The sequence below is a fragment of the Mucilaginibacter lutimaris genome, from assembly GCF_042676625.1.
Taxonomy (GTDB): domain Bacteria; phylum Bacteroidota; class Bacteroidia; order Sphingobacteriales; family Sphingobacteriaceae; genus Mucilaginibacter; species Mucilaginibacter lutimaris.
This window is the reverse complement of the sequence record NZ_JBHTIA010000003.1, coordinates 677,131-691,374: the sequence shown is the minus strand read 5'-3', so window position 1 is coordinate 691,374 and position 14,244 is coordinate 677,131. Positions and strand designations below refer to the sequence as shown.

At 44.2% G+C, this 14,244-nt stretch carries 15 protein-coding genes; 9 read left to right on the top strand and 6 right to left on the bottom strand.

Annotated elements, in window-relative coordinates; translation table 11 throughout:
- Positions 1 to 6: 6 nt before the first annotated feature.
- The 3 genes from ACFQZI_RS03925 to ACFQZI_RS03915 form a co-directional block, all read right to left on the bottom strand.
- The gene (locus ACFQZI_RS03925; RefSeq protein WP_377138685.1) at positions 7 to 213 is read right to left on the bottom strand and encodes a hypothetical protein; all 207 of its coding nucleotides are present in this window, start codon (positions 211 to 213) and stop codon (positions 7 to 9) included.
- Positions 214 to 251: 38 nt separating this feature from the next.
- Entirely contained in the window at positions 252 to 533 is a 282-nt protein-coding gene (locus tag ACFQZI_RS03920; RefSeq protein ID WP_377138683.1) for a hypothetical protein, read from the bottom strand.
- Between the two features lie 367 nt (positions 534 to 900).
- Entirely contained in the window at positions 901 to 3,144 is a 2,244-nt protein-coding gene (locus ACFQZI_RS03915) for a sodium-translocating pyrophosphatase (protein ID WP_377138681.1), read from the bottom strand.
- Between the two features lie 146 nt (positions 3,145 to 3,290).
- On the opposite strand from ACFQZI_RS03915, the gene ACFQZI_RS03910 reads away from it, so the two are divergent.
- The 6 genes from ACFQZI_RS03910 (at position 3,291) to ACFQZI_RS03885 (ending at position 8,871) form a co-directional block, all read left to right on the top strand.
- Positions 3,291 to 4,727 carry an APC family permease gene (locus ACFQZI_RS03910; protein ID WP_377138678.1) on the top strand — a complete coding sequence of 479 codons (1,437 nt, stop codon included), beginning with the start codon at positions 3,291 to 3,293 and terminating at the stop codon, positions 4,725 to 4,727.
- Complete coding sequence (dacB, locus tag ACFQZI_RS03905) at positions 4,699 to 6,114, top strand: D-alanyl-D-alanine carboxypeptidase/D-alanyl-D-alanine endopeptidase (protein WP_377138675.1); 1,416 nt, start codon at positions 4,699 to 4,701, stop codon at positions 6,112 to 6,114. Before ACFQZI_RS03910 ends, dacB begins: the two co-directional genes overlap by 29 nt.
- 228 nt (positions 6,115 to 6,342) lie before the next feature.
- Positions 6,343 to 7,197: a bifunctional helix-turn-helix domain-containing protein/methylated-DNA--[protein]-cysteine S-methyltransferase gene (locus tag ACFQZI_RS03900; protein ID WP_377138672.1), complete on the top strand. Its 855-nt coding sequence runs from the start codon at positions 6,343 to 6,345 to the stop codon at positions 7,195 to 7,197.
- Between the two features lies 1 nt (position 7,198).
- On the top strand, positions 7,199 to 7,906 hold the full coding sequence (locus tag ACFQZI_RS03895) for a 2OG-Fe(II) oxygenase (protein WP_377138670.1): 708 nt from the start codon (positions 7,199 to 7,201) through the stop codon (positions 7,904 to 7,906).
- Complete coding sequence (locus ACFQZI_RS03890; RefSeq protein WP_377138667.1) at positions 7,903 to 8,166, top strand: Ada metal-binding domain-containing protein; 264 nt, start codon at positions 7,903 to 7,905, stop codon at positions 8,164 to 8,166. Before ACFQZI_RS03895 ends, ACFQZI_RS03890 begins: the two co-directional genes overlap by 4 nt.
- A gap of 114 nt (positions 8,167 to 8,280) precedes the next feature.
- Positions 8,281 to 8,871: a tetratricopeptide repeat protein gene (locus tag ACFQZI_RS03885; protein ID WP_377138664.1), complete on the top strand. Its 591-nt coding sequence runs from the start codon at positions 8,281 to 8,283 to the stop codon at positions 8,869 to 8,871.
- A gap of 3 nt (positions 8,872 to 8,874) precedes the next feature.
- Here the strand turns inward: ACFQZI_RS03885 and ACFQZI_RS03880 are convergent, their stop codons facing one another.
- Positions 8,875 to 9,831 carry an MBL fold metallo-hydrolase gene (locus ACFQZI_RS03880; protein ID WP_377138661.1) on the bottom strand — a complete coding sequence of 319 codons (957 nt, stop codon included), beginning with the start codon at positions 9,829 to 9,831 and terminating at the stop codon, positions 8,875 to 8,877.
- Between the two features lie 28 nt (positions 9,832 to 9,859).
- Between ACFQZI_RS03880 and ACFQZI_RS03875 the strand changes: the two genes are divergently transcribed.
- Positions 9,860 to 10,165, top strand: a complete 306-nt coding sequence (locus ACFQZI_RS03875; RefSeq protein ID WP_377138659.1) for a hypothetical protein — start codon at positions 9,860 to 9,862, stop codon at positions 10,163 to 10,165.
- Between the two features lie 26 nt (positions 10,166 to 10,191).
- On the opposite strand, the gene ACFQZI_RS03870 is transcribed toward ACFQZI_RS03875, so the two are convergent.
- On the bottom strand, positions 10,192 to 11,484 hold the full coding sequence (locus ACFQZI_RS03870) for a hypothetical protein (protein ID WP_377138656.1): 1,293 nt from the start codon (positions 11,482 to 11,484) through the stop codon (positions 10,192 to 10,194).
- A 118-nt stretch (positions 11,485 to 11,602) separates the two neighbouring features.
- Positions 11,603 to 12,697, bottom strand: coding sequence for an AI-2E family transporter (locus tag ACFQZI_RS03865; RefSeq protein WP_377138653.1), 1,095 nt, complete (start codon positions 12,695 to 12,697; stop codon positions 11,603 to 11,605).
- Positions 12,698 to 13,013: 316 nt separating this feature from the next.
- On the opposite strand from ACFQZI_RS03865, the gene fabG reads away from it, so the two are divergent.
- Complete coding sequence (fabG, locus tag ACFQZI_RS03860) at positions 13,014 to 13,757, top strand: 3-oxoacyl-[acyl-carrier-protein] reductase (RefSeq protein WP_377138650.1); 744 nt, start codon at positions 13,014 to 13,016, stop codon at positions 13,755 to 13,757.
- 217 nt (positions 13,758 to 13,974) lie between these two features.
- Complete coding sequence (locus ACFQZI_RS03855) at positions 13,975 to 14,217, top strand: DUF3253 domain-containing protein (RefSeq protein WP_377138647.1); 243 nt, start codon at positions 13,975 to 13,977, stop codon at positions 14,215 to 14,217.
- Positions 14,218 to 14,244 lie beyond the last annotated feature (27 nt).

Sequence of the window (14,244 nt, the reverse complement as noted above, 5' to 3'; positions counted from 1 at the left end):
CATCACTTAAAATAGCTTCCTCGGGCCCCTATTATCACGTTCAGCATCTCTTGCTGCGCGGGTTTCGGGCGTTTCGTCCAAATTGATAGGTGGTATTTGGTTACCGGGAAGTTGGGTAACATGGTCTACCTGATAGTCGTAGCCGTTTGCGTTTAAAAAAGTAACCAGTGCCTGGTATTCTTGTTCGGTTTGTGGGTTTATGGTGATGGTCATACCCAAATTTACAACACAACAGGGGGATTAGCAAATACCTACCCCGGCAACCCTCTCAAAATAAACCAGGGTGTGAATATCATGTTCATCAATATCATAATGATGCCTAAAACTTTGTTGAACCTTCCCTCTGTTCGTATCAATATAATCCCAATCACTATCCCGCCAAATAATAACATGGCTGCATCGAAATAAAGCAGGTAATCGATAGTAGGTGGCTGGATATCTGAACCAAACAAATCGAAAATGTCCGGCAGGTAGAGGTATAGGTCGTAGAGGCAGAGGAAATAAAAAATATATCTTACAATAGGCTTTTTCATTTGGCTACCTCTTATATATCCCGCTTCTTAAATAGAAAAAAGAATATAACGGGCATAATTAACATTCCGGCCATCATGAAATATTGAAATGGCCCGCAACTTATGTGAGTACTGCTTCCTCCGTATTTACTATAAATCGTCCCTCCAAAACCAGTACCCAACATCATAGAATATAATCCCATACCTACCAGCCAAATTAATGCAATAGCGTAAATTACCCATAAAGCTTTATTAATTCTTAAGGGGATATTCGTAGGTTCGCTGATTTTGCGCAATTGCTAATTTGATTTATACCTTCTAATATAAGATTTCCGCACAAAAAAGCCCTCCAATAAATCGAAGGGCTTTCCATATTCAATCAAATCCGTTAGATCTTTTTATCTACATGGATCTGGTGTACATTCATCGATTGTACCTTTTCTTGTTTCTGCATCATTTTGTTGGTTGCATCGGCACTGTTTAAATGCGGTGCAATAACCAATGAAACGATAGACATTAACTTGATGAGGATGTTCATCGACGGTCCTGAAGTATCCTTGAACGGATCGCCAACGGTATCACCCGTTACTGATGCTTTGTGCGGTTCAGATTTTTTGTAATAGATCTCGCCGTTAATTTCCACACCTTTCTCGAATGATTTTTTAGCGTTATCCCACGCGCCACCGGCGTTGCTCTGGAAGATGCCCATCAATACGCCCGATACAGTAACACCTGCCAATAAACCACCCAACACTTCCGGGCCAAATAAGAAACCGATAACGATTGGTGTAATTAATGCGATAAGTCCCGGTGCAACCATCTCGCGGATAGATGCCTTGGTTGAGATCTCTACACATTTCTCGTATTCAGGGCGTGCCTTGTACTCCATAATGCCCGGGATCTCGCGGAACTGACGGCGAACCTCCTCTACCATCGACATGGCAGCCCGGCCTACTGCCGAGATACATAATGCCGAGAAGATGAACGGTATCATCCCACCCACAAATAAACCGGCCAGTACGTTGGCTTTGTAAATATCGATATGCTCGATACCTGCAACACCCACAAAGGCCGCGAACAAAGCCAGTGAAGTTAACGCTGCCGAAGCGATAGCGAAACCTTTACCTGTTGCAGCGGTAGTATTACCTACGGCATCTAAATTATCTGTACGGCCACGAACTTCCGGTGGCAACTGGCTCATTTCGGCGATACCACCGGCGTTATCGGCAATAGGGCCAAACGCGTCGATAGCTAATTGCATAGCGGTTGTAGCCATCATACCGGCAGCGGCGATAGCCACACCGTATAAACCCGCGAAGAAGTATGAACCGTAGATCCCGGCTGCCAATACCAAAATAGGCAACACGGTAGATTCCATACCGATAGCTAAACCGCCAATGATATTGGTTGCATGGCCTGTTGAAGATTGTTTGATGATGCTTAGCACGGGGCGTTTACCCATAGCGGTGTAATACTCGGTGATGATAGACATGAGCGTACCAACAACCAAACCTACCAGGATAGACGCGAAAACACCATTTTTGGTAAACACTAACGAACCTGCCTTAATAGCGCCGTTAGCATCCAGATCGCGGGTTAAGTGCATTTCGGTGGTCGGCAGCATCCATTGCACTACAAAATAAGTAGCGATTGCCGTTAATACAATAGATGCCCAGTTACCCAAATTTAAAGCAGCTTGTACGCTGTCGGTTTCTTTCTTGATACGCACCAGCGATGCGCCAACAATAGAGAATATCAAACCTAAACCGGCAATAACCATCGGTAACAAAACCGGGGCAATACCACCAAAGTTATCGGCAGATACTATTTCGCGGCCCAGTACCATGGTAGCCAGCATCGTAGCCACGTATGATCCGAACAGATCGGCGCCCATACCGGCAACATCACCCACGTTATCGCCCACGTTATCTGCAATGGTAGCGGGGTTACGCACATCATCCTCGGGGATGCCTGCTTCAACTTTACCTACAAGGTCGGCGCCTACGTCGGCAGCTTTGGTATATATACCACCACCCACACGGGCGAAAAGCGCGATAGATTCGGCACCTAGCGAGAAGCCCGCTAATACATCAAGCGCTTTGGCCATAGCATCGCCGTTTACGCTGCTACCTGCAACATTTACCACGTACATCTGGTAAAACACAATAAATAACGAGCCTAAACCGATGATTGCCAAGCCGGCAACACCCAAACCCATAACCGTACCGCCGGTAAACGATACCTTTAAAGCTTGCGCCAGGCTTGTTTTAGCCGCCTGTGTTGTGCGCACGTTTGATTTTGTAGCGATGCGCATCCCCAAATAACCCGCGAACGCAGATAAGAAAGCGCCGATAACAAACGATACTACAATAATAGGGCTCGATTTATCGCCCACTGTTGTACCGCTCCATGCTAAAAGTATGCCTGCTACTATTACAAAGTAGCTCAGTATCTTCCACTCAGCGCGTAAAAACGCCATTGCCCCATCAGCAATGTAGCCCGCAAGCTGGTTCATAGATGCATCGCCTGTTTCCTGTTTGGTTACCCATGCCGATTTCACCGCCATCACCAGGATGCCGATAAGGCCGAAAACAGGGATCAGATAAATTAAGTAATTGTTCAAAAGATCCATATTGTATAATTAGTTTATAAGTGTGTAGTTTACTTGCGCAACGCGCTGTTTATAATTTGGTTGCCGCAAAATAGTAAATTAATTTCTTTACAATAGCCTGTCAATTTAAAGTTTTTGAATAGTTTAGTACTTTAAACTAAGCCCGAATGTCTGAAGAAACTTCACAACACAAATTAAAACACGAATTAGGCCTGCTTGACGGCACCATGCTGGTGGCAGGTTCCATGATAGGCTCCGGTATATTTATCGTTAGTGCCGATATTACCCGCAACGTTGGTTCGGCAGGCTGGCTGATAGCTGTATGGCTGATAACCGGCTTTATGACGCTTACCGCTGCACTAAGCTACGGCGAATTAAGCGCTATGTTCCCAAAAGCTGGCGGACAGTACATCTATCTTAAAGAATCGTACAACAAACTGGTGGCATTTTTATACGGCTGGAGTTTCTTCGCGGTGATACAAACGGGTACTATTGCCGCTGTGGGTGTGGCGTTCTCAAAGTTTACAGCCTATCTTATTCCGGCAGTCAGTGAGGATAACATTCTTTTGGACGTGGGTTTTATGAAGATAAGTGCCGCGCAGATCGTTTCTATCGTGCTGATATTCTTCCTTACGTTCATCAATACAAAAGGTGTAAAAGGTGGTAAGGTTATCCAAACTACATTTACGCTTACTAAGCTTTTAAGCCTGTTCGGGTTGATCATCTTTGGGTTCTTCGCATTTAAAAGCGACATCTGGAACGCTAACTGGACCAACGCCTGGGACATGCACAAGCTGGCTAAAGACGGCACCACTACCGATTATACCATGAGCGCCGCTTTAGGCGCCATAGCAATAGCAATGGTGGGCTCTATCTTCAGCAGCGATGCCTGGAACAACGTAACCTTTATAGCCGGCGAAATGAAGAACCCGAAACGCGATGTGGCATTGAGCCTGTTCTTCGGCACCATGATCGTGACCATCATTTACGTATCTGCCAACATAGTTTACACGGGCGTGCTTTCGTTACATGATATTGTGAATGCCGATAAAGACCGTGTGGCAGTTTCAGCATCGCACGTAATATTCGGTAACATGGGCTCTTATATCATCGCGGTAATGATCATGATCTCCACCTTTGGTTGTAACAACGGGTTGATATTGGCCGGTTCGCGCGTGTATTATTCAATGGCAAAAGATGGTTTATTTTTTAAGAAAACCGGGACTTTAAACCAGCATGATGTGCCAGAGTTTGGATTGTGGATCCAGGCGGTTGTGGCATCAATCCTATGTTTAAGCGGCCGTTACGGCGATCTGTTAGATATGATCTCATTTGTGGTAGTACTATTTTACGTGCTTACCATCATCGGTATCTTCATTCTGCGTAAAAAAATGCCAAATGCCGAGCGTCCTTACAAAGCTTTTGGTTACCCTGTATTGCCTATCATTTATATTATAATGGGATTGGCCTTTTGTACGTTACTTATTGTTTACAAGCCGGAGTTTACCTGGCCTGGATTGATCATCGTTTTAATAGGCATCCCTATTTATTATATATCACAACGCAACGTTACCAATGAGGATAAAACGAACGTGCTTAATTAGTTTTTTATTTATTGCTCAAATTGCAGGGGCGCAAACCCTGCAGCAAAATCTACAAAAGGCATTTGGCCGCCTGCAACAGGACAGCCAGTGCCGCTATGCCTCGGTATCGTTAACCGTGCTTGATGCTAAAACCGGCGAGGTTGTGTTTGCTGCCAACCCGGATATCGGGCTTGCTCCGGGATCTACACTTAAAACAGTTACCAGCATTACCGCTTTTAATGTATTGGGAAAGGATTACCAATACCAAACCCAGTTAGGCTACACCGGCGCTATAAGTGCCGATGGTGCCCTTACCGGGGATGTGATCATTAAAGGCAGCGGCGACCCCACCCTGGGCAGTTGGCGTTGGGCAACCACCAAAGAGGGCGTGGTGCTTAACGCCATGGTTACCGCGCTGAAAAAAGCGGGCATCAAAAAAATTAACGGGCGCATTATTGGCGATAACGGAAATTTCAAGAGTCAAGGTATCCCCGATGCCTGGATATGGCAGGACTTGGGCACTTATTACGGCGCGGGGATTGCCGGGCTTTGCTGGCGCGAAAACCAGTTTGATATTATGCTGCGCACCGGCGCGGTAGGCAGCACCATCGGCGTGGCGGGCACACAACCCGAAACCAACTACCTGCAATACAAAAGCGAATTAACCAACGGCGCCTCCAAAACCGGCGACCTGGCTTACCCTTACCTCCCCTCATTCGGCAGCAAGGTGATGTATTTGCGCGGCACCTACGCCATCGATCAAACCAAAAAACGTGTAGCCGCCGCCATCCCCGACCCTGCTTACGACGCAGCACTCAGACTGAACGACACGCTAAAACGCATCGGCATCAGCGTAAGCGTTGAGCCCATTTCATCAGTAATGCTGGCAGATAAAGGACAAACCGTAGCGTCAGCAACTAAAAATATTACTACTTTACTTTCACCAAAATTAAGCAAGATAGTTTACTGGCTCAATCAAAAAAGCGTAAACCTTTATGCCGAGCAATTATTGGTTACCATCGCCGCTAAAACAGGCAAAGGCATATCTACCAATGATGGTGTAGACGCTGTTAAGGACTTTTGGCAGCAAAAAGGTATCAACAAAAACTCCATGAACATCTTTGATGGCAGCGGGCTTTCGCCGCAGAACCGTATAACCACATCAACAATGGCGCGTATCATGCAATCGGCCCGTTCTGCTGCCTGGTTTAACGATTTTTATGAGAGCCTGCCCGTTTACAACGACATGAAGATGAAAAGCGGCAGTATTAACAGCGTGCAGGCTTACACCGGTTTCCAAACCCACGCCGGCCGTCAGCTTTGCTTCGCCATTATGGTAAATAATTACAATGGCCCGGGCAGCGGCATAAGGGCTAAAATGTTTAAGGTGCTGGATGGGTTGAAGTAAGAGTTAGAGATTAGAGGTTGGTGATCAGAGATTAAGCTTTGCAATTTATAAACCATGTCATTGCGAGCGATAGCGCGGCAATCTCGTCGCTCGCAAATCGGCAATGCACAGCTACGAGATTGCCACGTCGCTACGCTCCTCGCAATGACATGGTGAAGAAAAGTGAGCAAGTTTCGGGTTCTATGGGCTATATCACCAAGGTACTTTTGTGTTATATATATTTAAACAATGGAAACACAAAACAACATCAATTACGAGCGTATTGCCGGGGCGATAGATTACATCAAACTAAACTTTAAAACCCAACCCAACCTGGATGAAGTAGCCGAAAAGGTAAACCTCAGCCCCTTTCATTTTCAGCGCATGTTTACAGATTGGGCGGGCATTAGTCCGAAGAAGTTCCTGCAATATATGAGCCTGGAGTATGCCAAAGGCATTCTGAAAGAACAACAGGCCACCCTGTTCGACGCCGCTTTCGAAACCGGCTTATCGGGTACCGGCCGCCTGCACGATCTGTTCATCAACATCGAAGGGATGACACCTGCCGAGTACAAGAATGGCGGCAAGGAATTGTCTATCAACTTTAGCTATGCCGAAACACCGTTCGGCAATATCATTGTGGCATCAACCCCAAAAGGTATTTGCTACATGGCCTTCGCCGATGATAAGGACGATGCTTTTAACCAGCTTTACACCCAATTCCCCAACGCCAGTTATTACCAGGTGGTAGACCTGGCACAACAAAATGCGCTGCTTATTTTTAAAAAGGACTGGTCGCAGTTATCGAATATCAAGCTTCACCTCAAAGGCACCGATTTCCAGTTGAAGGTTTGGGAAGCATTGTTGAAGATCCCAATGGGTGGGCTGAACACCTACTCCACTGTGGCAAACACGGTGCAAATGCCAACTGCCAGCAGAGCTGTGGGAAGTGCTATAGGTGCTAACCCTGTAGCGTTTTTGATCCCCTGCCATAGGGTTATCAAATCAACCGGTGAGTTTGGGCAATACCATTGGGGCAGCAACCGCAAAACAGCCATGATAGGCTGGGAAGCAGCGCAGGTGAACTTTAAAGAAGCGATGTAAGATGGAGTTACAGCAAAGAATTGATCAAACCGATTGGGCGCTGGTTACTGAAAGCATGAACGCCAAAGGTTATTCTTCTATCCCCGGTATTTTATCGGCAGATGAATGCGACGCGTTAGTAGCACATTATGGCGACGAAGCCGGTTACCGTAAAACTATCGTGATGGAAAACCATGGGTATGGCCTCGGGCAATATAAATATTACAGCTATCCCCTGCCCAGTGTTGTGCAAGAGCTGAGAGAAAAGGTTTACCCGCACATCGCCCCTATTGCTAATAAATGGATGGAAGTATTAGGAATTGACAAACAGTTCCCGCATGTATTATCCGAGTTAACAACACTTTGCCATGAGGCCGGGCAACTGCGCCCTACCCCGTTGATATTAAAATATAACAAAGGCGGCTACAACGCCCTGCACCAGGACCTGTACGGCGAAGTGTATTTCCCCATGCAACTGGTGGTTTGCCTGAACGAACCGGGGAAGGATTTTGAAGGCGGGGAATTTGTACTGGTTGAGCAGCGCCCGCGAATGCAATCTAAAGCCATGGTACTTAATCCTAAAAAGGGCGATGTGCTGCTCTTCACCACCAATTTTAGACCGGTGATGGGCAGTAAGGGCTACTATCGCGTAAATATGCGCCATGGTGTAAGTGAGGTCACAAACGGCAACAGGCATACGCTCGGCATCATTTTTCATGATGCGACATGATACAGCATATCGACCTTGGTGATAACGATTTTAGTCGCCGGAAGGCTTTAAAGTTATTGATAAACGAGCGCCAAATATCTATTGGCGGTAACCGTAAATTGAAAATCTACGGCAAACTAGACTGCACTTCAGGCAAGCGAATGAAACCCTTAAATCGTGTGTTTTTTATAGACAGGCAGGATGCTATCAACGAAGGCTACCGCCCATGCGGGTACTGTATGCGTGATGAATATTTGAAATGGAAGGCTTTAAACTTGTAAAGCTGCTGTCTGTCTAAAATATCGAACGACGAATAGGGATTGATGAATTTCGAGTAAAAATAATTAAGTCAGAATCATTATTTTAAGATCAGAGTTCGATATTCGTTATTAATTATGAAAAGATTATTTCTGGTTTTTTTCGTTTCGTTTACTGCTATAATTGCCCGTGCGCAAACCGCCGATGAAGTTTACAACCAATACCTCGATTTTAACCTGGCACGCCTGCAGGGCGAAGGCAAGGCGTTATCAATAGGTCAGGATATTATCCCAAACGCAGACAAGCTTAAAGAAAAAATGCGTATCAGCTTCTTTTATTCGATTGGAAACCTTTTTAAAAACGAGGGCCAATCGGTAAAGGCTATTGAATACTATGAAAAAGTCGCGGCAGCTGTGCCTGATTATTACGTGGTACATCGCGCTCTCGGTTACCTGTATCTGAAAAATGCCGATGCTATTAGCGAGAAATTAAACGCCGCCAAAAGCGACATTAACGAAAATAAACGGCTAACTATATTATATATCGCCGCGGGAAAAAAAGCTCTCCCACACCTTGAAAAAGCCCAGGCCTGCGACCCAAGCGACGAAACACTCTCTATCATTAAAATGCTTTACAGGAACACAAAAGACACGCAAGGCGCGGCAACGCTCAACTCACGCTTAAAAGCCATGTCGAAAACCTGTATCGACTTGTTGGATGATAAATAATTGTTAAAAATCCAGCGTTTTGCCCTGTTGCGGATAGATGAGGTTAAGCTGCATTTTATTGGCCACCTTAAGCTGCGCTTTTATTTTGGTGATGCTTTTATAAGGTGGTTTTAGGTGCGTAACCACAATGTTTAATCCTTTTAAGGACGCGCTGCTCAGCTTGCTTAACTCGCCCATCTCATTCATTAACAACCTTGGGGTAAGGTGGCCAAAAAGGCTTTTATCCGGCTGCTCATTCGGGAATGATACCTCTATCATTATCGCCTTTAATTTTTGAGCTTTAACTAAAGGGGCGACAGCCACCCAAAGGTTATGCAGGTTTTGGCTCTTCTCCTTATCATCTGCACCGGTATCACCCAGGTACAACATGTAGCTGTCATTACTGCGCACCAAAAACGCGGTACTTGTTAAGTTTGAATGCGCCAGTGGAAATACCCGCACCTGCATATCGGTATTTTCAATCGCAGTTTCGGTATCGGGTTGTAAAGGTTTATAATGATATTTTTTGAGCTGAGGGGCACCACCGTCATCGGCAAAATTGGCCCAGCTTTCCCAGGTAAAGTAGTTGGTTTTGATAGTTTCAAGCGTGCTTTTTAGTCCGTATATATTTTTCACGGTATCATCGGGCGAGTTCATGACCATGCCTGCCAGGTGATCCAAATGCGCGTGCGAAATAAAATATCCTTTAATATATTTCTTTAAAACCTGTTCTGCAGGCCCGTTAAAAGTTTTGTTAGCCAAAGCTTTAGCTATCCCCGCGTGGATCGTCCCGGCATCGAGGCATATGTAATTGTCTGAACCTTTTGGTGCCAGCATATAAGCCGACAGGTTACTTTCATCGGCTCCGCCTAAAACGCCTAATGGTACCACACGGAACGATGCTACCGGTTTTATCTGCGCAAAAGCAAACACAGGCAACAGCATAATTATCAGGAGCGGCAGTTTGAGTTGATTATACATTACGCCAAATTTACTAATTTGGCCGCGAATGAAAACAAGCCAGATAGCCGCTAAAGTTGTAACCCGTTTATTTTTCTTTTTATTGCTGATAGCGATAGTGCCGTTCTTACAGGGCAATACCTCCAAACTACAGCATATTTATTTATCGCCAAAACACGGGTGGACGCTAATATTCCCTATACTGCTTATACTGGGCTTTATTGCACTCCTGGTAATTTGCTCTATTAAAAAATTCAGCAAAACGGATTTGAACTGGTTACTGGTTTTAAATACGGTTATGCTAATGGCCTACGGCGTTACCATTTATATCAGCATCTATAAGCTTATCGGTTAAATAAATGCCTTATTTATAGAAGACTATCATTGTACATTAAAAGCTACCTTATATTCTTTTAATGGATAGCCTTTTTGAGACGTAAAGCCATTACCGGTTATATAGAAATTATAGCTTTTTCCTGACTGTAACGATAGCTTGACTTTAAATGACTTCCTATCCTCTGTAAAACCAATTGCCCCTGTTAAAGGGAAATGTTCTTTCCCCCCTTCTCCGAAAGATATCGACACGCCTTTACCCATTGGTTCAGAAAAATTAAATGTAAGCTCATTCAGGGTTGCAGGCACGTTTTGTTGTGAGTTAATTGCCGGATATATACTTACTACGAATGGTTGTAACTTTTCAAATTCAATTAACGATTGCTTCTTGTAGACTGGTTTGTTGAAATACTTTGACCGATCAAGAAAATCTACCACTTGCTGCTCGTTGTTATAGTCCAGTTCTATGATGTCTTTGATAGCCTGCTTTTTGTTTGATTGTTGTTTATAATAGGCCTTGCAAATGGCATAACCAATATAGTAACCTAAATCCGCATGAGGGTTGACAGACCCATTGTATAACCACAGCCCTGTAGCTGTACTAAACATATCAATGTTAAATTTCAGCTTCAATTCATTTTCATGTTCCCTGCCGTATATTACATAAGCATTTTTATTTGGCTTTTTGGTTACCAGTTCTGCTATAAAGTCTGCCGCGCCTTCCCTTATGCATTGTACCAGCACGGTATTGCCTCCCGGTTTTTGCTGGGTATGTATATATTCGTGAATATTAACGCTTACAAGGTTTGAGCTTTGTTGGTTTTTAAAAACAGTTTGTAGCCAATCACCAAGTTCCGAAGCATCAGTGTTATTATCAGCCGTCGCTATTTCTGCACCAACTAAAACCATATCGCCTGTAGTGGTACCGCCAGAACGTAACCCGCCAATCGTAAAATACATTTTAGCGGGTCGCATTTCAGGATATATCTTTTTTAATGTTTGAACGGCGGCAGTAATCAAATTTACCTGACCCTTTACCGATAAAGTGTTGGCTTTAATGCTTTGCCAAAATTTAGGGTACTTATTGATAAGTTTGCACCACAATTTGGCATCATAATCCCGTGCTTGCATAAACGCTTTTAAGCCTTCGGTGCCTTTATCCACATATAGCTTTTGAACAAACTGCACTTGCTTAGCTGTATCGCTTGTGGAGCGTACGCTGTCAAAAGCAGTCCAAAATCTGTCTATATCAGATGTATATACAATTGTGCTTTTTTGATGTTGGGCTTGCACGAAAAATGGAAAAACCATTGCAACTGCCAAAATATATAATCGTTTCATATTCGGGGGTAAGACGCCCCCTTAAATATGAATGTTACAACTTATTTAAAATTGGACAAATGTTTTGGGCTTCATTAAAAGCGAAACTATATGAAAAGCAAATCTTTAAGAAAATCCTCTACTCCGTTTTCATTTCCTTTGCGGCCGAATCTTTATATTCATAGTCTCCGCCCAGTAAATAACCCCATGGTTTAAGGCTGTCTACCCTGTCGAAAATAATTTTAAAGATGGCTATTACAGGGATAGACAGGAACATGCCCGACAGCCCCCAGATCATTTCACCAATGATGATGCCTATGAATGAGATGAGCGCGTTAAGCCTCACTTTTGAACCCACAACCGCCGGCAGTAAAAAATTAGCATCTACCGCGTGGATGCCCACCACACTTATGGCAACCGTAAGCGTTTGGCTGATGGTACCGGTAGCAAATGTTACTATAGTACTTAACAGCAACGCCGTAAAAATGCCGATGTAAGGTATAATATTAAATACGCCTACAATTATGCCAAGCAGGGCGGCATATTTTATGCCTACCAAATAAAACACGGTAATTGCCATGCCCGATACAATAACCATCTCTATAAGCAGGCCCAATATGTATTGGCGCAGTATTTTTTGAACATTCTCAACAATATCAACCACAATATCTTTATGGTCGCCGCTAAATACCCAGGTAATAAAGCGGAAAAGCAAACGCCTATAAAACAGTATAAAAAAAGTAAAAATGAGTATAAAAACATAAAACAACACCAACGAAGATACTGCGCCAAAGGTAGTGCCCAATACTGCAGTGCCCGATGCCATTATTTTATCGGCCGTACTGTTTACATAAGTAATTTGCTTATGCGCGTTTATGTGAAAGGTATCCTGTACCCATGCCTGCAGGTTGGTAATAGAATCTTTTACCTGGGTTTGCAGCATGGGCCAGTCGTTAGCGATTTTTGAGATCTGCGAGCCTATGAGGTACAATACCCCGCCAACAAAACCCACCAATAATAATATTGATACAAATGACGACGCGCTGCGTGGCAAACGTAATTTTTTCTCTAATAGATTGGATACCGGCAATAACAAAACGGCAAACAGGAAACCGAAGATCATGGGGTCAAGTATCTCTTTACCGGCTACAACAACATACCCTAATATGCAAACCCCTATCAGCACCAGGGCAAGGCGTTCGTAAAAAGGGGCGATTAACTTTTTTGTGGGCATAAAGGGGTATTTATTTGTATTGATGAACATGCGGGGCATTTATATGTTTTAGCCGCCGGTATAAATGTAAACATCCGAAACGTTTTTTCTTAACTGGTAAATACTTCTGCTATATTAGAAACACTTGCCGGATAACTCCTTTTGTTTTAATGATCATGCTCTGTTCGGCAACCCATGCGCAGCGCCGTTCAAATGCTTTAATTGTCCAATTTTAACAAACTACCGTTAAAAGGCATTAAAGCACCTTACAATGTATGGCTTCGGGTTTTCCTACTAATTTCTTACCTTCACCCGCTCGATAACTCATACTTAAATTATGAAACTACTTGAAGGAAAAACAGCGCTTATCACCGGCGCATCAAAGGGTATAGGCCGTAAAATAGCAGAGAAATTTGCTGAACACGGCGCTAAAGTCGCCTTTACATATTTATCATCTGTAGAAAAAGGACAAACGCTTGAGCAGGAACTGCAAAGCTTTGGCACACAGGTTAAAGGCTACCGCAGCGATGCCTCTAAATTTGACGAGGCCGAAAAACTGGTAAACGATATTGTCGCCGATTTTGGCGCGTTGGATATTGTGGTGAACAACGCCGGCATTACCAAAGACGGCCTGCTGATGCGCATGACTGAGGAACAATGGGACGACGTGCTTAACGTAAACCTGAAATCGATATTCAACGTAACCAAAGCGGCCTCAAAAATTATGATGAAAGCCCGTAAAGGTGTGTTCATTAATATGAGCTCGGTTGTTGGTGTGCAGGGCAATGCAGGCCAGGCAAACTATGCCGCCTCAAAAGCGGGTATCATCGGTTTCTCAAAATCGGTAGCCAAGGAATTAGGATCGCGTAACATCCGCACCAATGTGGTTGCCCCGGGCTTTATCCGCACCGAGATGACCGACGTGCTTGACCCTAAAGTGGTTGAAGGCTGGGCGGCAGCTATCCCGTTGAAACGTGCCGGCGAACCCGAGGATGTAGCAAACACCTGCGTTTTCCTGGCGTCAGACATGGCAGCGTACATCACCGGGCAGGTGATCCCTGTAGATGGCGGGATGTTGTAAAGTTCAAGTCAAAAGTTAAAATTCAAAAGTAAAAAATGATACATTGTGGTGGCGCAATGCTGTCAGAACTTTAACAGTCAAATAATTGACTATTAACAAATTGCAAAAAACAGGCTGGTTGTGCAAACGTGAACGTGAACATTTTCTGCCTAAAATCACCATATATTGACAAAAAGCGGCAAGCAAAAACTTGCCGCTTTTTGTTTTATAAAAACGAATGACAAATATTTCCATTCCTCAAACTATCCTCACCATGGCTGCCCAGCGCGGGCCGGATAAAACTGTTTGCCCCAGCGAGATAGCGCGTGAGTTGTTCCCTGTTAACTGGCGTAAACATATGCAGGAAGTTAGGGATGCGGCTATAGAACTGCAAAAAGATGGCAAGGTTAGCATCACGCAAAAAGGACTGCCTGTAGATGTTGAGCATATTAAAGGGCCTATCCGCATAAAAATTAATTAAGCCATTCCACAATAATTTCGCATTTTG